The following is a 17507-nucleotide window of genomic DNA, read 5'->3' on the forward strand; positions in this document are numbered from 1 at the left end:
AATTGGTTCTGGATTTCTCCCTGAAAATGCGTTTTGAAGAGCACTCCAAAGAAAAGTGTGATCAAATTGGAAAGGCTGGGCTATTGACGGTGCAAAAGGAAGAGATCGACATCCAGAATGCGCTGGCTCTTGCCGAGCGCTTCACGATGGCTGGCCGGCGCGCCTTGGTGACCGGCGGCAGCGTCAGCATCGGTCGTGAGATCGTGCGGGTTTTTGCCGAGGCGGGCGCCGATGTGGCCGTCCATTTCGCTCGCGACGCCGACGTGGCATTCGGGCAGCCGGATGCGGCCGCCGAAGCTGTCCGTGAAATTCGCGGGAAGGGCAGGCGCGGCGTCGCCATCGATGCTGATTTCGCTCGGGCCGGAGAGGCGGCTCGCTGTGTCCAGGCGGCGATCGAGGCGTTGGGTGGTGTCGACGTGCTTGTCGTCTGCGCCTCGATCCAGTACCGCACGCCTTTCCTCGATCTACCCGCCGAGCAGATCGAGCACCAGATCCAGATCAACTTCAAGGCGACGATCGAATTGCTGCAGGCCGCCTTGCCCGGCATGAAGGACAATGGCTGGGGCCGTGTGCTGACGATCGGCAGCATCAACCAGACGCGGCCCGAATCCGATCTCGCCGTCTATGCCGCGCTGAAGAGCGCGCAGCACAATCTGTCGTTCAACCTTGCCAAGGATTATGCGCCACACGGGGTGACGATCAACAACCTGTCGCCCGGCCTTGTCGTTACCGAGCGCAATCGCTGGCGCCGCGAGGACGCGGCCAAATGGGCGGAGATCCAGAAGGGGTCCGCGCCGATGCAGCGGGCCGGCGAGGCGCGCGAGATGGCGGGAGCGGCGTTGCTGCTTTGCTCCGACGCCGGCAGCTTCATCACCGGGGCGGACCTGCAGGCGACGGGTGGCCGCCATCTCGGCTGGCAATAGCCGAGATTAACCGGCAAAAGCCGGCTCCGGCAGTCCCGCCACGCCGACGTCGAGTGCAAGCAGGCAACCCGCCAGGGGCTCGTTGGCCAGTTGATCCTCCGTCAGCTTCTGCGTTGCGGTCGTCACGTACAGTGTCTTCAGGCCTGGACCGCCGAAGGCGCAGGAGGTCGGCTGAGTGACTGGCAGAGGGACCAGCCTGTCGAGCCGGCCATCGGGCGCGAACCGCGCCAGCGAGCCGCCTTGGTAGCGCGCATTCCAGAGGAAGCCGTCCGCATCGACGGTGGCGCCGTCGGGCTTTCCAGGCGCCGCGTGCCGGTCGGCGAACAGAGACCACGGCCCCACAAATCCGCTCGCCGGGTCGAAATCCGCCCGCTCTATATCGCCTTGCCGCGTATCCGTGAAGTAGACGGTACGGCCATCCGGGGCAAAGGCGATCGCATTGGGCACGGCGATCCCGTCGCGGATCCGGCTCGAACTTCCGGCGGCGTCGATCCGGTAAAGCGCCCCGGACGCATGCAGCCCATAGTCCCACATGCTGCCGCAGATTATGCCGCCGCCGGGATCGCACTTCATGTCGTTCAGCCGATGCTCGGGCGGCCCATCCTCCACGCGCGCCAGCAGGCTCAGTGCGCCGCTGGCGGGATCAAATGCGTGGAGACCTTGCCGCAAGGCCACGACGACACCGCCCGATGCTCGTGGAACCACCGAGCCGATGACCTCAGGCATCGGCCACGATGTCACCGCTCCTGTCTCGGGCCGCAGCCTGTGCAGGCAAGGACGCCGCAGATCGACCCAGAACAGCTCTCCGCCCCGCGCCAGCCATGTCGGCGATTCGCCCAGCGTATCGCCCGTCGACGCCGCGACCTCGAACCCGGCCGTCATTGCCGGCCGATATCGGGTTTGGGATCGACGGCGATGCGCGCCAGGAGGTCGTGTTTGGCCTTTTCGATATGCGCGCCCATCAAGGTCGCCGCCGAGCCGGCATCCTGGCGCTCTATGGCCCGGATGATGTGGCGATGATCGTCGATGACGCCATGGAAGCGCCCCTCGTCATAGCCGTAGCGTTGCCAGATCGCCGCCACCAGCAGCCAGTTGCGATCCACCATCGACAGCGCGCCCGGATTGCCGGCCGCCTCGTTGATGACGCCGTGAAAGATGTTGTTGGCATGTGGGACGGCAAGGAAGTCGTCGCTGGCCACTCTTTGCTCAAGCATGTCCTGCGCGGCCTTCAGATCGCGCAGATGCTCGGCGGTACGCCGCTCGCTGGCACGCCGCGCCAGCATCGTTTCGACGGCGCTGCGGATATCGAACAGGTCGATCACAAACGACATGTGGACCGTCCTGACGCTGGCGCCGCGATTGGGTTCCAGCACGACCAATCCCGTGCCGCTCAAGGCGCGCAAGGCCTCGCGGACCGGCATATGGCTTACGCCATAACGACCGGCGAGATCGTCGATCCTCAGCCTTGCCCCGAATGGAATGGCTCCGGAAACGATGTCGTCACGAAGAAGCTTCTGAACGTCGGGAATACGCGCCATGCATCCAAGCCTACCCTGATTTGAGCAAATATTGCTCGCACGGCGATCGAAAGAAGTCAATTTTGCCCTTGCCAAGGCAACATTTGATCAAATATTGAGATTTGAAGAGATTGCCTCGCTCGCGACGGTTTGGAAACGCCAATGCCACTGCCTGCCTCCGGTGCCGACAAAATCGACGGCCTGCCGCCATTCAGTGGCTACAGGCGGATCGATGGCCGCGCCGGAATCCGCAATTATGTGCTGATCCTGTGCATCAATGGTTTGGCGCTGCGCGTCAGCGAGCGGATCGCGGCGGGCCTCGAAGGCGCGCTTCTGGCCGCGACGAGCGCGGGCAGGGGGCACATCGAGCCGGACCTCGGCCTGCACCTTGATCAACTTGTCGGTCTCGGCCGCAATCCGAACGCCGCCGCCGTTCTGGTGGTCGGAGTGGATTCGGCGACGACCGAGATGGTCGCGGCCCGCATTTCGGCTTGCGGCAAGCCGGTCGCCAGCGTTTCCTTCGCCGAGCAGCATGAGGACATGCTGTCGGTCATGGGCGAGGGCATCAGGCGCGGCGCGGCGTTGCTGCGCGAGGCTTCGCGGATCCGGCGCGAGAACTTGCCCGGCGCGCAGCTGGTGGTCGGCATCGAATGCGGCCATTCCGACGCGACGTCGGGTCTGGTCAGCAATCCGGTCGTGGGGGCCGCGGTCGATCTTCTGGTTTCGCATGGCGGCACCGTCATTGTCGGTGAGACCGTCGAGTGGCTGGGGGCAGAACATATACTCGCGGCGCGCGCTCGCGATGCAACGGTGGCACGACAGATCCTGCAGGCCGTGGAGCGCAAGGAACGCTTCGCCGCCGCTTCCGGCCACAGCCTGACCGGCAACAATCCGGGCGAGGAGAATATACGCGGCGGGTTGAGCACGATCGAGGAGAAGTCCCTCGGTGCCCTGGCCAAGACGGGAACTTGCCGCATCGACGGCGTGCTCGGCATGGCCGAGCCGGTCACCGCCGGCGGCCTTTACCTCATGGACGGCCCGTCCTTCTCGCCGGAATCGATGACAGGCTTCGCCGCGGCCGGTGCCCAGATCATGCTGTTCACAACCGGGCCAGGCAACAGCACCGCGAGCGCGCTCGCGCCGACGATCAAGATCACGGCGCGGCGCGAGACGGCTCGCCGGCTGCCTGAGCAGATCGATTTCGACGCCAGCCCGGTTTCGGAGGGGATCGAAACCGTCGCCGAAGCGGCGAACCGGCTGCTGGCGACCATCCTCGATGTCGCCGGCGGCACCCTCACCTTCGGCGAGATTTTGGGGGAAGGGCTCGAAGTTCCGACCCGCGTGCGGGGCTCGTTGTGACGGCTATCTCCTCGAACGATGCCGGCCAAAGGACAATGCGCTTTGCGCGCCTGACCAGCCTGTTCGTGTATTTGCGCACGATGGGCCTGTTCGTCCTTGCCTGGTATGTCGGCTCGTTCTTCGTGCCTTCGAAGCTGCTCTTGCCGTCGCCGGTCGCGGTTGCGCTTGCGCTGCGCGATACGGCCCTCAACGGCGAACTGCTCGGCAATGCAGGGATCAGTCTGGCCCGTCTGCTGGCAAGCGTTGCGGCTGCCGCGGCGGTGGCGGTGCCGCTCGGGCTGCTGATGGGCCGCAGCCGGCTCTGGAACGATCTGCTCGAACTGCCGGTGGAGATCCTGCGGCCGATAGCCGGCATCGCATGGATACCGCTTGCGCTCTACATGTTCGGCATCGGCCATCGGCTGCCGCTGTTCATCATGTTCTATACCGCCTTCTTCCCGCTGCTGATCGGCACCGCCGCGGGCGCCGCCGCCGTCGACAGGCGGCTCGTCGCGGCGGCCAGCACGATGGGCCTGTCTGGGCGGGCGATCATGCGGCGCGTCATCGTTCCGGCGGCGCTGCCGGCGATCCTGGTCTCGGCACGGCTTGCGGTGGCGGCCTCGTGGACCGCCGTCGTCGCTGCCGAACTGGTAGGAGCGCCGAACGGCCTCGGCTACGCCATCGAATACTACCGCAGCATGCTGTCGACGCCGACGGTGATGGCTTTCATCGTCGCCATCGGCCTGCTCGGCTTCCTGACGGACAAGGGGTTGCGCTGGCTCTCTGATGTCTTGACACCGTGGGCGCGGACGGAGGTGGCGCGATGAACAGGTTTGCGCTTCGCCTCATCGTTCCGGTGCTGCTGCTGGTCGTCTGGGAAGCTCTCGCGTCCGGCTCCGCCCAGGCGCCACGCCCCAGCACGGTGGCCGAAACGGCCATTTCCATGCTGCGCGACGGCGATCTCGTGGCCGGTCTCGCCACCAGCCTCGGACGGGTCTTCGCCGGCTTCGCGGCGGCGGCCCTGTTGGCGATCCCGCTTGGCATCGCCATGGGCAGCATGCCGGCCGTCGAGCGCAATCTCGATCCGCTGGTCGAGACCTTCCGGCCGATAGCGGCACTTGCCATCCTGCCCCTGGTTATCCTCTGGTTGGGCTCGGGCTCCGGGGCAGCTGTCGCCATCGTTGCCTATGCCGCCTTCTTCCCGATCCTGATCAACACCATCTCGGGCGTGAAGCGTATCGAGCCCAGTCTGATGCGCGCCGCGCTGACCATGGGGCTGGCGCCGCTGACGCGGATGCGGGTGGTGCTGCTGCCGGCCGCCTTGCCATCCATTCTGGTCGGCATGCGCATCGGCCTCGGCATCGCCTGGACGGCGATCATTGCCGCCGAACTTGCGGTCGGCGCCAAGTCCGGCAGCAGCGGCGGCATCGGCCAGATGATGTTCGTCTTCTACGCCTATTCGATCAACCTCAACGGCATGGTGGTCTGCATGATCGCGGTCGGCATCGTGGCCTTCGCGCTCGACCGCATCCTGCGTGCCGCACTCGCCTTCGCCGTGCCGTGGAGCCAGCCATGAGCGATGCCAAGATCCGCCTCGACGGCGTCAGCAAATCCTTCGGGGAATCTGCCTCCGTGGTGGCGGTCGACAGCCTGTCGCTGGACATCAAGGCCGGCGAGTTCATGGCTATCGTCGGCCCATCCGGATGCGGCAAGACGACCGTTCTCAACATGCTCGCCGGCCTCGACAGGCCGACGTCGGGTACGATGAGCCTGAACGGCAGGCCGATCGAAGGACCGGGGGCCGAACGCGGCGTGATGTTCCAGGACTATGCCCTGTTTCCCTGGCGCACCGTGCGCGGCAATGTCGAGTTCGGATTGATCTATGGGCCGGCCGGGCGAGGGCTTTCGCCCGCGCAGCGCGCCGACCGCGTCAACCGCACCGTCGAAATGGTCGGCCTGACCGGCTCCGAGGACAAGTACCCGCACCAGCTATCGGGCGGCATGCGCCAGCGCGTGGCACTGGCGCGCCTGATGGCGAACGAGCCGGAAATCCTGCTGATGGACGAACCGCTAGCGGCGCTGGACGCGCAGACCCGCGTCATCCTGCAAGACGAATTGCTGCGCATCTGGGGGCAGGACCGCCCCGCTGCCGAGCGGCGGACGGTCGTCTTCATCACGCACGCCATAGACGAGGCGGTGTTCCTGGCCGACCGGGTCGCGGTGCTAAGCAGCCATCCGGGCCGCCTGAAGCAGGTCATCGACATCGACCTGCCCAGGCCACGCGGCGACGAGACGCGGCGCTCCGGCGATTTCGCCAGGCTCAGCCAATCGATCTGGGAACTGATCCGCGAAGAGGCTTACCGCGCAACGATGAACTGAAACGACAACAGGGAGAGGATTGTCATGAGGAAACTTCTGGAAACCGCATTCAACCGACGCGCAGTCCTGAGTGGTGCCGCGGCTGCCGCGCTGGCCATGCCATCGATCGTGCGGGCGCAGGACCGCAAGCCGGCCAAGGTCTCAATCGGCCGCCAGCCCTACGCGGCTGGCAACTCGCCGCTGACGCAACGCATGATCAACGAAAAGCTGCTCGAGAAGGCGGCCGCCGAACTCGGCTACGACCTGACAGTCGACTGGCGCGACTATCCTTCCGCGCTGCCGATGGTGGAGGCTTTCGTCTCCGGCGATCTCGACATCGGCATGTGGGGCAACACCCCGATCGTGCGGCTGCTTTCGCAGGCGCAGCCGATCAACATTCTCACCGTCGGTGAGGGCCACATGCGCATGGTGCTGGCGACCCGCAAGGGCTCCGCCATCAAGAACATCGGCGACCTCAAGGGCAAGACCGTCGGCGCGCTTGTCGGCGGCGACCCCTACAACGCGCTCTCGCAAATGCTGCTGCAGGAACTGGGCGACGCCGACCCGCGCGCCTTCGGCATCAACATCGTCAACACGCCGACCCAGGCCGTTGCCGCGTCCCTCCCGGAGGGCATGGACGCGTCGGTGGTGATCTACCCGGCCTTCCTCAAGGCGAATGCCGAAACCGGCCTCACCGGGATCATGAATTCGTTCGGCTATACCGAGGCCGGCTACAGCGGACCCGCGGGCGAGGGCGAAGGCCACATGCTGCCCGGCGTCAAGAAGTCGAAATTCTACCCCGACGGCTACTATTTGCACCGTTCCTTCTGGATCTGCAGCGACCGCATCGTCGGCGACGATGCCGCGCTCGGCCAGGCCTTCCTGACGGCCGCGCAACGCGCGCTTGCCGATCTCCAGAAGATCGACCCGCGGGAGATCTCGCAGTCGGTTGTCAAATATTGGGGGCTCGATCCTGCGCTGGGCGCCAAGGTCATCGGCGACGAGCTGCTTTTCCAGCGCGGCTGGATCTGGCCGACCGAAGGCGATGCGGCGGCAATCAGCCAGATCTCCCAGTTCATGGTTGCCGGCAAGATGATTCCTGAGGCGCTGAGCTGGGACCAGGTCAAGGCCGCCTTCGGCAAGGCGGCGCCGCTGCTTCAGAAAGCCTATGAGGGCACGGGCAAGGTGCCGGACGAAAGCGGCTTCACCGACAAGAATGCCAAGGATCTGCGTGGCCTGCCGGCATGGCAGCTCGACCAGTGGAAAGTGCCGTCCTGAGGAGTTCGGGGGGCACGCGCATTCGCAGCAGAGTCATTCAGGGAAGGAAGTTGATCCATGACGTCAGTCGGTTTTGTCGGACTTGGAACCATGGGCGCACCCATGGCCCGCAACGTGCTCAAGGCAGGACATGCGCTGACGGTCTTCGACCTCAACCCCGTGGCGGTGAAAAAACTCGTCGACGCCGGCGCCCGGGCGGCGGCGTCGCCGCGCGAGGTTGCGCAGCAATCGGAAATCGTCATCACCATGCTGCCGGATGCGCCTGATGTGGAGGCCGCCGTGCTCGGTGCCGACGGCATCGGGCATGGCCTCAGGGCCGGCAGCCTCTATATCGACATGAGCACGATCGACCCGCAGACCACCCAGCGTATCGGCGCATGGCTGGCGCAACGCGGCGTGGACATGATCGACAGCCCTGTTGGCAAGACGGTGGAGCACGCCATCGCCGGAACCTCGACGCTGATGATCGGCGGCGATGCCGCCGTGCTGGAGCGCGCGCGCCCGATCCTGTCGAGCATGGGGGCCGACCTCATCCATTGCGGCGGGCTCGGCATGGGGCAGGCAATGAAGCTCACCAACAACCTGCTGGCCAGCGTGCTGATAACGGCCAGCTCCGAGGCGCTGGTCGCCGGCGCCAAGGCGGGCCTGACGCTCGACACCATGATCAACGTGCTGAAGACGACGATGGCCTGGAACCAGCAATTGGCGGTGGCGATGCACAATCGCGCGCTCAAGGGCGACTTCGAGCCAGGCTTCATGGTCAAGCTCGCCCACAAGGATTGCCGGCTTGCCCTGGCGATGAATGATGCGCTCGGCGTCGAGACGCCGGTCGGGGGCGCCACGCTTGCCGTGCTCAGGGAGGCGATGGACGCCGGCATGGCCGGCAAGGATGTTGGCGCCGTGCTGAAGTTGCGCGAAGACGCGACCGGCGTCCAGGTCCGGCTTGCCGGCGCATGACCAAGCCTGGAGCCATAGTGCTGCACGCTGACGACGACGTGGCTGTCCTCGTGGAACCGGTCGAGGCAGGCGCCGAAGTGACGACGCGAGGCGCCCGCGAGGGGGTTGTCCTCAAGGCCGGCGCCGCGTTGCAAGCCGGTCATAAGCTGGCGTTGCACGACCTGGCCGCCGGCTCCACCATACGCAAATACGGCGAGGCGATCGGCCGCCTGACGGCTGCCGTGGCGGCCGGCGACCACGTCCACGTGCACAATCTGCAAAGCCTGCGCGGACGCTGACGCTGGGTCAGCACCCGAACAGGGCCAGACCTTATCGATCGACTATGGCCACGCCGTCCTCGCGGTTGCCTCCCGGCCGGTTCACTGCCACATATCGCCATCATTCGTTCGATATGAGGTTCTTCATGTCCCCCGACAGCCGTCTGCCGGCACGTGCCCTTGCTCCTCGCCGCCATGACGAGATCCTGAGGCGCCTGGGTGCCCAGGGCTCGGTCAGCGTCGCCGAACTGGCCGGCTTTTTCGACGTCTCGCGCGAGACCATCCGCCGCGACCTGAAGCTGCTTTCAGACCAGGGACGGCTCGGCATCGTGCATGGCGGCGCCGCTCGCTTCGAGCCGAGCGAGCCGGCGATGGGCCTGCGCAGCCGGGAGAATGCGCACGGCAAGGCGGCGATCGGCAGGGCGGCGGCCGGCCTTGTCAGCAGCGGTATGGTGGTGTTCCTCGATTCCGGCACCACCACCTTGGCCGTCGCGCAGGCCATGAACGACCTGCGCGATCTCACCATCTGCACGACCAGCCTGAAGATTGCACTGCATCTGTGCCATGTGCCCGGCATGCGCGTGCACATACTGGGCGGTGAAGTCGACCCAGGCGAGGAGGCCGCTTCCGGCATCGATGCGCTCGATGCAATGGCGCGCTTTCGCGTCGACATCGCCTTTCTCGGCGGCGGCGCGTTGTCGCCGAATGGCGAGGTGACCGATTTCACCAGGGCCGGTGCCGAGCAGCGCGGCCGCATGATCGCGCTCGCCGGCAAAACCTATTTCGTCCTCGACAGCAGCAAGTTCGGCAAGCTGACGCCGCTCAGGATTCCGAATTTCGACCGCGCCGCCGGCGTTATCGTCGACGCCCGGCCGCAAACTGCGCTTGCCGACGCGCTTTTACAAAAAGGGCCGGAACTGATCATCGCATCTTGATGTGATATTTTGTGACTTTTTGGCTTGATATTTGACTTTCCTGTGTTAGCTTGCCGACCATCCCTCAAGATGGCGGAACCCCTCATGGCACATGAATTTCCCACGCAGGCACGCGTCGTGATCGTCGGCGGCGGCATCATCGGCTGCTCCGTCGCTTATCACCTGACGAAGCTTGGCTGGGCCGACGTCGTCCTGCTTGAACAGGGGCAGCTCAGCGGCGGCACCACCTGGCATGCCGCGGGCCTGGTCGGGCAATTGCGCAGCCATTCCAACATGACCAGCCTGATCAGATACTCCACTCAACTCTATGGCGAACTGGAGGCCGAGACCGGTCTCGCGACCGGCTGGAAGAATTGCGGCTCGCTGTCGGTGGCGCGCACCGCCGACCGCATGACGGTGCTGAAGCGCACGGCTGCGTCGGCGCGTGCGCAAGGGGTTGAGATCGATGTCATCTCGCCGAGCGAAGCCGGCGATCTGTGGCCGGTCATGGCGACGGACGATCTGGTCGGCGCGGTCTGGCTGCCTGGCGACGGCAAGGCCAATCCGACCGATCTCACGCAATCGCTCGCCAAGGGCGCGCGCAATCGCGGCGCGAGGATATTCGAGCGCGTCAAGGTCACCGGCATCACGGTGAGAAACGGCGTCGCCTGCGGTGTCGAGACCGACCGTGGCGACATCGCCGCCGAGATCGTCGTCAACTGCGCCGGCCAGTGGGCGCGTAAGGTCGGGCTGATGTGCGGTGTTTCGGTGCCGCTGCATTCGGCCGAGCACATGTACATCGTCACGGGCCGGATCGAGGGTGTGCATCCGGACCTGCCCGTCATGCGCGATCCGGACGGCTTCATCTATTTCAAGGAAGAGGTCGGCGGGCTGGTCATGGGCGGCTTCGAACCGCATGCCAAGCCGTGGGGCATGAACGGCATCCCCGAGAATTTCGAGTTCGCGCTGCTGCCGGACGATTGGGATCAGTTCGAGATTCTGATGGAAAACGCGCTGGTGCGCGTGCCGCAACTGGCGCAAGCCGAGGTCAAGAAGTTCTACAACGGTCCCGAAAGCTTTACGCCCGACAACAATTTTCTCCTCGGCGAGGCGCCGGAGCTGAAGAATTTCTATGTTGGCGCCGGCTTTAACTCGATGGGCATCGCCAGCGCCGGCGGTGCCGGCAAGGCGCTGGCCGAGTGGATCGTCAACGGCGCGCCGACCATGGATTTGTGGCCTGTCGATATCAGGCGCTTCGCCGCCTTCAACAACAATCCGCGCTGGCTGCATGATCGCGTCAAGGAGACGCTCGGTTTGCATTACGCCATGCCGTGGCCGAACCGCGAGCTGGACACCGCCCGACCCTTCCGCCGCTCGCCGCTCTACGACCGGCTGGCCGCCAGGGGCGCCTGCTTCGGTTCCAAGATGGGCTGGGAGCGCGCCAACTGGTTCGCGGCCCCGGGAGAGAGGGCCGGGAACGATTATGCCTTCGGCCGCCAGAACTGGCATGAGGCAGTCAAGCGCGAAATGAAGGCGACGCGCGAGGCTGTTGCCGTATTCGACCAGACCTCTTTCGCCAAGCTTCTCGTGCAGGGCCGCGACGCCTGTGCCCTGCTCAACCGCATCTGCGCCGGCAATGTCGATGTACCGGTCGGTACATCCGTTTACACGGGCGTGCTCAACGCGCGCGGCGGGTACGAAAGCGATCTCACCGTAATGCGACTTGGTGCGCAAAAATTCCTCATCGTCACCGGTTCGGCGCAAGCGGTCCACGACGCCGACTGGATCGCCAGGAACATCCCACCGGACGCACATGCCATCGTGACCGACGTCACCTCGTCCTACGCGGTGCTGGCGCTGATGGGGCCGCGCTCGCGCGATCTCCTGGGCAAATTGTCGTCGGCCGATCTTTCCAACGCCGGCTTCCCCTTCGCCACCATCCGCGAGATCGATATCGGCTACGCTACCGCCTACGCCAACCGCATGACCTATGTCGGCGAGCTCGGCTGGGAGCTGATCGTGCCGACGGAATTCGCCGTCGGCGTCTACGAGGCGCTGCACGAGGCTGGCGGCGAATTCGGCCTCCTGGACGCCGGCTACTACGCGCTTGATGCCTTGCGCATCGAAAAGGGTTTTCGCGCCTGGGGCCGTGAGTTGACGCCTGACATTACCCCCTGGCAGGCGGGGCTTGGCTTCGCCGTCGCCATGGACAAACCGGGTGGCTTCATCGGCCGTGACGCGCTGGTCGAGGCCAAGCCGTCGACGGCGCCAGCAAAACGCATCGTACTGTTCACGCTCGACCATGCCGAGCCGATGCTGTGGGGCGGCGAGCTGATCCTGCGCGACGGCAAGCCCGTCGGCGAGGTCCGCTCGGCCGCCTACGGTCACACGCTTGGCCGCTCGGTGGCGCTCGGGCTGATCGAGAACGAGACGGGCGTCGACGCTGCGTTTCTGGCTAGCGGCCGTTTCGAGATCGATCTTGCCGGCGTTCGCCACGCGGCCACGGCACATTTGCGCACCCCTTACGATCCGAAGTCGGAACGGGTGAAAGCGGATGTGGAGGAGATCAGGGCCGCCGCCTAATCCGCCGACATCGAACGCGCCATGTCGAGGAAGGCGCGCACCAGCTTGCCGCCGCTGCGTTCGCGCAGGCAGATCAGCGCTTCGTCCATCAACGTCTCAGGCGCGTCGAGCGCGATCGCTACCAGCCGCGAATCCTGGCCGAATTCGGCCGCCGAGACAAAGCCGATGCCGGCACCCGAGGCGACGATCTCGCGGACGGCTTCACGGCCTTCCGCCTCGATCACCGGCCTGAGTTCGACCTTCGATGCCGCGGCCAGATCCTCGAGCTTCTGGCGCGTCTTGGAGCCGCGCTCCCGCATGACCAGCGATTCCTGCGCGAGTTGCTTGAGGCTCAATGATTTCTTGCCCGACAGCGGATGATCGACGGACGCAAAAGCGATGATCGGCGTCGAATTGAGTTTCAGCACCTCGAAGTCGCGTCCGGTCGGCACCTCGCCCAGCACGCCGATGTCGGCATCATAGCTGTAGAGGCTGCTGATTACCGTCTCGGTGTTGCCGGCGCGCAGCGAAACCTGGACGCCGGGATAGCGCGCGCGAAAACTGCCGAGGATGTGAAGCAGATGATGCGCGGCGTCGGCGACGATGCGCAGCGTGCCGGAGCGCAGGGCGCGCGATTCCGTCAGAAGCTCGAGCGCCTGCTGCTCGGTGTCGAACATGCGGTGGGTAATTTCGAGCAGCTTCTGGCCCGAATGGGTCAGCGTGACCTGCTTCTTGTTCCGGTTGAACAGCAGCACGTCATATTCTTCCTCGAGCTTGCGCACCTGGTCCGAAATTGCCGGCTGCGTCAGGAACAGCGCTTCCGCGGCACGTGAAAACCCGCCTGATATCGCCACCTGGTGAAAGGCTCGCAATTGAACGTAGCGCATGTTCTCACCTTTCTAGATCCGAGTTCCGGCCGCCAACCTATCATAAGCCTCGCAGGCAAAAAGGCATGAAGGAACGATTCTTCTTATATCTGGGGATGATCGCCCACGGTCACGCACATGTCATGGATACCACGCAGGCTGCGCTCGGCTGGAGGCGCGATTATCCCGCCGGGCAATAATTCGACCGCAAGCCAGATCATCGGGTTAGCTTATACATCAATACAAAATAACGATTTTACAAATACGTCGTTCCAGCCAAGAATGGCCACACATAAAAAGCAGCGGAGGACACTATGCTCGCCGAGACGAAATTTGCCGCGGAGCCGTTGGCCGGTCCGGCGCTGGGCGAGCCATACCTGCTGACGCCCGGGCCGCTCACCACCTCCTATCCGGTCAAGCAGGCGATGCTGCGCGACTGGGGATCCTGGGACGGCGATTTCCGCGCCATGACGTCAGACATGCGCCGCCGCCTGCTGGCGCTGACCGGCGATGCAAAAGGCGAATTCGACTGTGTGCCGATGCAAGGCAGCGGCTCCTTCTGCGTCGAGGCGATGCTGGGTTCGTTCGTGCCGAAGGACGGCAAGGTTCTGGTCCTGGCCAATGGCGCCTACGGCCTGCGCGCGGCCCAGACCATGCAGTATCTCGGCCGCGCCTATACGCTGATCGACAAGGGCGACTACCTGCCGCCGCGCGGCGACGAGGTGGCCGCCGCCCTCGAGGCCGATCCTGCCATCACGCATGTGATCGCCATCCATTGCGAGACCAGTTCCGGCATCCTCAACCCCGTCGCCGAGATTGCCGAAGCCGTCCATGCCAAGGGCCGCAAGCTGCTGGTCGATTCCATGAGCGCCTTCGGCGCCATCGCGCTCGACGTGAACGAGATCCGCTACGAGGCGATGGTCTCGTCCGCCAACAAGTGCATCGAGGGCGTGCCGGGCTTCGGCTTCATCATCGCCCGCAAGAGCGAATTGGAAGCCGCCAAGGGCCGCAGCCATTCGCTGTCGCTCGACGTCCATGCGCAGTGGGCGCATATGAACAAGACCGGGCAGTGGCGCTACACGCCGCCGACCCATGTCGTCGCCGCCTTCCTTGAAGCGCTTCGCCAGCACGAGGCCGAGGGCGGCGTTGCCGGCCGCGGCGCCCGCTACACCAGGAACCGCGACGTGATGGTGGCCGGCATGCGCGAGCTCGGCTTCGAGACTTTGCTCAGGGATCGCTGGCTGTCGCCGATCATCGTCACCTTCTTCAACCCGGCCCACGCCAACTTCGCCTTCGACCGCTTCTACGAGCTGATGAAGGACAAGGGCTTCATCATCTATCCGGGCAAGCTGACCGTCGTCGATAGCTTCCGTATCGGCTGCATCGGCCAGATGGACGAACATGTCATGCGCCGCGTCGTAGAGGCGGCGGCGCAGTCGCTGAAGGAGATGGACGTCGACACCGCCGCTCCTCCCGCCGCGGCAATCGCCGAGCGCGCCAAACTCGCCGCCTGAAGCGGCAGAATTTTTGAGGATTTCGATGAACCAGATGTCTCCCATCAACGTCGCGGTCAACGGCCGCACCTACGCCTGGCCACGTGTGCCGGCCATCGCCATCTGCCTCGACGGCTGCGAGCCGGCCTATCTCGACGAAGCCATCAAGGCCGGGCTGATGCCGGCGCTGGTCAGGATCAAGCAGAAAGGCACGGTGCGTTTTGCGCATTCTGTCATTCCGAGCTTCACCAACCCCAACAATCTGTCGATAGCCACAGGCCGCCCGCCCTCGGTGCACGGCATTTGCGGCAACTACCTCTACGAGCGCGAAACCGGCAAGGAAGTGATGATGAACGACCCGCGCTTCCTGCGCGCGCCCACCATCTTCCAGGCCTTCTACGATGCCGGCGCCAAGGTCGCGGTGGTCACCGCCAAGGACAAATTGCGTGCGCTGCTCGGCAAGGGCCTCGCCTTCGACGACGGCCGCGCGCTGTGCTTCTCGGCCGAAAAATCCGACACCACCACCAAGGCCGAGCACGGCATCGACAATGCCTCGAAGCACTTTGGGCTGCCGGTGCCGGAAGTCTATTCGGCCGAACTGTCGGAATTCGTCTTCGCCGCCGGCGTCCAACTGCTGAAGGAATTCCGCCCCGACATCATGTACCTGACCACCACCGACTATGTGCAGCACAAATACGCGCCCGGCGTGCCCCAGGCCAACGCCTTCTACGAGATGTTCGACAAGTACCTGGCCGAGCTTGATGCGCTGGGCGCGGCAATCGTGGTGACCGCCGACCACGGCATGAAGCCCAAGCACAAGCAGGATGGTTCGCCTGACGTCGTCTATGTCCAGGACCTGCTCGACGAATGGCTGGGCAAGGATGCCGCGCGCGTCATTCTGCCGATCACAGATCCCTATGTCGTGCATCACGGCGCGCTCGGCTCGTTCGCCACCGCCTACCTTCCTGACGGCGCCGATCAGGCCGACATCATGGCGCGGCTGGCGAAGATCGACGGCATCATGCTGGTTGTCGACAGCCCGACCGCCTGCGAGCGTTTCGAACTGCCGGCCGACCGCATCGGCGACATCGTGCTGATCTCGACGCAGAACAAGACCATCGGCACCTCGGAACACCGCCACGACCTGGCAGCCCTCAACGAGCCGCTGCGCTCGCATGGCGGGCTGACCGAGCAGGAGGTGCCGTTCATCGTCAACCGCGTGCTGGCCGATTTGCCTGATGAGCCCGTGCTGAGGAACTTCGACGCGTTCTACTACGCGACGATGGCGGCCGCGCAGGCTTGATCTCGAGCGTGATTGTCGACCCCCACTCCGCCGAGCTTCGCTCGGCACCTCTCCCCCGATCGACGGGGGAGAGGAAAGGCGCCAGGGCTAGCGGCGGCTTAGCCCGGAAACGTGGTGGCGCCGACCTCACCTGATTTCCTCTCCCCCGTCGAGCGGGGGAGAGGTGGCCCGAAGGGCCGGAGTGGGGGTCGACAATCCGTTGCACCACTTTCTCCTTCGAATTGCTGGAACGGAACCGATGACCAAGCTCGATACTTCGATCAAAGTCCGCCACGAACCGATGCGCATAGCTGGTCGCAAGGCCGACGCCGACGGCGTCGTTCCTGTCCACTACCCCTATACCAATGCGGTTATCGGCACCGTGCCCGCCGGCCGCGCCGAGCATGCCCGCCAGGCCTTCGAGATCGCCGCCGGCTACAGGTCGAAGCTGACGCGCTACGAGCGCCAGCAGATCCTGTTCCGCACGGCGGAAAAACTGGCGTCGCGCCGGGAAGAAATATCTGATCTCATTACGCTCGAGCTCGGCATCTCCAAGACGGATTCGCTCTATGAGGTCGGCCGCGCCTATGACGTGTTCACATTGTCGGCGCAGATGTGCATCCAGGATGACGGCCAGATCTTCTCCTGCGATCTCACCCCGCACGGCAAGGCGCGCAAGATCTTCACCACGCGCGAGCCGCTGAAGGCGATCTCGGCGATCACCCCGTTCAACCATCCGCTCAACATGGTCTCGCACAAGGTGGCGCCGGCGATCGCCACCAACAATTGCGTGGTGGTCAAGCCGACCGAACTGACGCCGATGACGGCGCTGCTTTTGGCCGACATCCTCTACGAAGCCGGCCTGCCGCCGGAAATGCTCTCGGTGGTGACCGGCTGGCCGGCCGACATTGGCAACGAGATGATCACCAACGACAATATCGACCTGATCACCTTTACCGGCGGCGTGCCGGTCGGCAAGATGATCGCCCGCACCGCCGGCTACAAGCGCCAGGTGCTGGAGCTCGGCGGCAACGATCCGCTGATCGTCCTCAACGATCTCTCGGACGACGATCTGGCCAGGGCCGCGGATCTCGCCGTCGCCGGCGCCACGAAGAACTCCGGCCAGCGCTGCACGGCGGTCAAGCGCATCCTTGTCCAGGAAAGCGTCGCCGACCGCTTCGTGCCGCTGGTGCTGGAGCGGGCCAGGAAGATCCGCTTCGGCGACCCCATGGACCGCACGACCGATCTTGGCACCGTCGTGCACGAGAAGGCGGCGGCACTCTTCGAAGCCCGGGTCCACATGGCCGCCGGGCAGGGCGCCGAAATCCTCTACAATCCGGGCCGGCAAGGCGCGCTGCTGCCGCCGATCGTCGTCGATCGTGTGCCGCACACATCCGAACTGGTGATGGAAGAGACCTTCGGCCCGATCATCCCGATCGTGCGCGCACCGGACGATGACGAGGCGCTGATCAGGCTCTCCAACTCGACCGCCTTCGGCCTGTCGTCGGGCGTCTGCACCAACTCGTTTCCGCGCATGCAGAAATACATCACCGGCCTTGAGGTCGGCACCGTCAACATCTGGGAAGTGCCGGGCTACCGCATCGAGATGTCGCCGTTCGGCGGCATCAAGGACAGTGGCAATGGCTACAAGGAAGGCGTCATCGAGGCAATGAAGAGCTATACCAATGTGAAGACGTTTTCGCTGCCCTGGTCCTGACCGGACGACTCGGCTGACAGAACAACCGAGGGAGCGTTCCACGCT

Annotated in this window: 16 protein-coding genes; 13 read left to right on the top strand and 3 right to left on the bottom strand. The window is 64.9% G+C overall.

Translation table 11 applies throughout. The features are described from left to right. Positions 1 to 89: 89 nt before the first annotated feature. Positions 90 to 923, top strand: a complete 834-nt coding sequence (locus FJ942_RS00670) for an SDR family oxidoreductase (RefSeq protein WP_224519090.1) — start codon at positions 90 to 92, stop codon at positions 921 to 923. A 6-nt stretch (positions 924 to 929) separates the two neighbouring features. Here the strand turns inward: FJ942_RS00670 and FJ942_RS00675 are convergent, their stop codons facing one another. Both FJ942_RS00675 and FJ942_RS00680 read right to left on the bottom strand, forming a co-directional pair. After that, on the bottom strand, positions 930 to 1805 hold the full coding sequence (locus tag FJ942_RS00675) for an SMP-30/gluconolactonase/LRE family protein (RefSeq protein WP_140514479.1): 876 nt from the start codon (positions 1803 to 1805) through the stop codon (positions 930 to 932). After that, complete coding sequence (locus FJ942_RS00680; protein ID WP_140497561.1) at positions 1802 to 2461, bottom strand: GntR family transcriptional regulator; 660 nt, start codon at positions 2459 to 2461, stop codon at positions 1802 to 1804. The genes FJ942_RS00675 and FJ942_RS00680 overlap by 4 nt, the downstream gene beginning before the upstream one ends. Before the next feature lie 141 nt (positions 2462 to 2602). Here FJ942_RS00680 and FJ942_RS00685 point away from each other — a divergent pair, with 141 nt between their 5' ends. From FJ942_RS00685 to FJ942_RS00725, 9 genes are all read left to right on the top strand, one after another. Beyond that, complete coding sequence (locus tag FJ942_RS00685) at positions 2603 to 3799, top strand: UxaA family hydrolase (RefSeq protein ID WP_140628984.1); 1197 nt, start codon at positions 2603 to 2605, stop codon at positions 3797 to 3799. A gap of 35 nt (positions 3800 to 3834) precedes the next feature. Beyond that, positions 3835 to 4605, top strand: a complete 771-nt coding sequence (locus FJ942_RS00690; protein ID WP_140555620.1) for an ABC transporter permease — start codon at positions 3835 to 3837, stop codon at positions 4603 to 4605. Then, on the top strand, positions 4602 to 5354 hold the full coding sequence (locus tag FJ942_RS00695; protein WP_140583911.1) for an ABC transporter permease: 753 nt from the start codon (positions 4602 to 4604) through the stop codon (positions 5352 to 5354). The genes FJ942_RS00690 and FJ942_RS00695 overlap by 4 nt, the downstream gene beginning before the upstream one ends. Further along, positions 5351 to 6157, top strand: a complete 807-nt coding sequence (locus tag FJ942_RS00700) for an ABC transporter ATP-binding protein (RefSeq protein ID WP_140547458.1) — start codon at positions 5351 to 5353, stop codon at positions 6155 to 6157. Before FJ942_RS00695 ends, FJ942_RS00700 begins: the two co-directional genes overlap by 4 nt. A 24-nt stretch (positions 6158 to 6181) precedes the next feature. Further along, on the top strand, positions 6182 to 7414 hold the full coding sequence (locus FJ942_RS00705) for a PhnD/SsuA/transferrin family substrate-binding protein (protein WP_140897070.1): 1233 nt from the start codon (positions 6182 to 6184) through the stop codon (positions 7412 to 7414). A 57-nt stretch (positions 7415 to 7471) separates the two neighbouring features. After that, positions 7472 to 8371 carry an NAD(P)-dependent oxidoreductase gene (locus FJ942_RS00710; protein WP_140555617.1) on the top strand — a complete coding sequence of 300 codons (900 nt, stop codon included), beginning with the start codon at positions 7472 to 7474 and terminating at the stop codon, positions 8369 to 8371. Positions 8372 to 8388: 17 nt separating this feature from the next. Beyond that, positions 8389 to 8649, top strand: coding sequence for a UxaA family hydrolase (locus FJ942_RS00715; RefSeq protein ID WP_210243336.1), 261 nt, complete (start codon positions 8389 to 8391; stop codon positions 8647 to 8649). A 125-nt stretch (positions 8650 to 8774) separates the two neighbouring features. Continuing rightward, positions 8775 to 9563, top strand: a complete 789-nt coding sequence (locus FJ942_RS00720) for a DeoR/GlpR family DNA-binding transcription regulator (RefSeq protein ID WP_140728071.1) — start codon at positions 8775 to 8777, stop codon at positions 9561 to 9563. Between the two features lie 84 nt (positions 9564 to 9647). Continuing rightward, positions 9648 to 12125: an FAD-dependent oxidoreductase gene (locus tag FJ942_RS00725; protein ID WP_140555613.1), complete on the top strand. Its 2478-nt coding sequence runs from the start codon at positions 9648 to 9650 to the stop codon at positions 12123 to 12125. Here FJ942_RS00725 and FJ942_RS00730 read toward each other — a convergent pair. Next, on the bottom strand, positions 12122 to 12991 hold the full coding sequence (locus tag FJ942_RS00730) for a LysR substrate-binding domain-containing protein (RefSeq protein WP_140497582.1): 870 nt from the start codon (positions 12989 to 12991) through the stop codon (positions 12122 to 12124). The genes FJ942_RS00725 and FJ942_RS00730 overlap by 4 nt on opposite strands. A 293-nt stretch (positions 12992 to 13284) precedes the next feature. Between FJ942_RS00730 and FJ942_RS00735 the strand changes: the two genes are divergently transcribed. From FJ942_RS00735 to phnY, 3 genes are all read left to right on the top strand, one after another. Then, positions 13285 to 14484, top strand: a complete 1200-nt coding sequence (locus FJ942_RS00735) for a 2-aminoethylphosphonate--pyruvate transaminase (RefSeq protein ID WP_140497584.1) — start codon at positions 13285 to 13287, stop codon at positions 14482 to 14484. Between the two features lie 25 nt (positions 14485 to 14509). Then, positions 14510 to 15766 (top strand): phosphonoacetate hydrolase, encoded by a 1257-nt coding sequence (phnA, locus tag FJ942_RS00740; RefSeq protein WP_140728072.1) that lies wholly within the window; start codon positions 14510 to 14512, stop codon positions 15764 to 15766. 238 nt (positions 15767 to 16004) lie between these two features. Continuing rightward, positions 16005 to 17462, top strand: coding sequence for a phosphonoacetaldehyde dehydrogenase (gene phnY, locus FJ942_RS00745; RefSeq protein WP_140583899.1), 1458 nt, complete (start codon positions 16005 to 16007; stop codon positions 17460 to 17462). The last annotated feature ends 45 nt before the right edge of the window (positions 17463 to 17507 follow it).

Origin of the sequence: Mesorhizobium sp. B2-4-2, assembly GCF_006442845.1 — a bacterium.
In the GTDB taxonomy this organism is placed as follows: domain Bacteria; phylum Pseudomonadota; class Alphaproteobacteria; order Rhizobiales; family Rhizobiaceae; genus Mesorhizobium.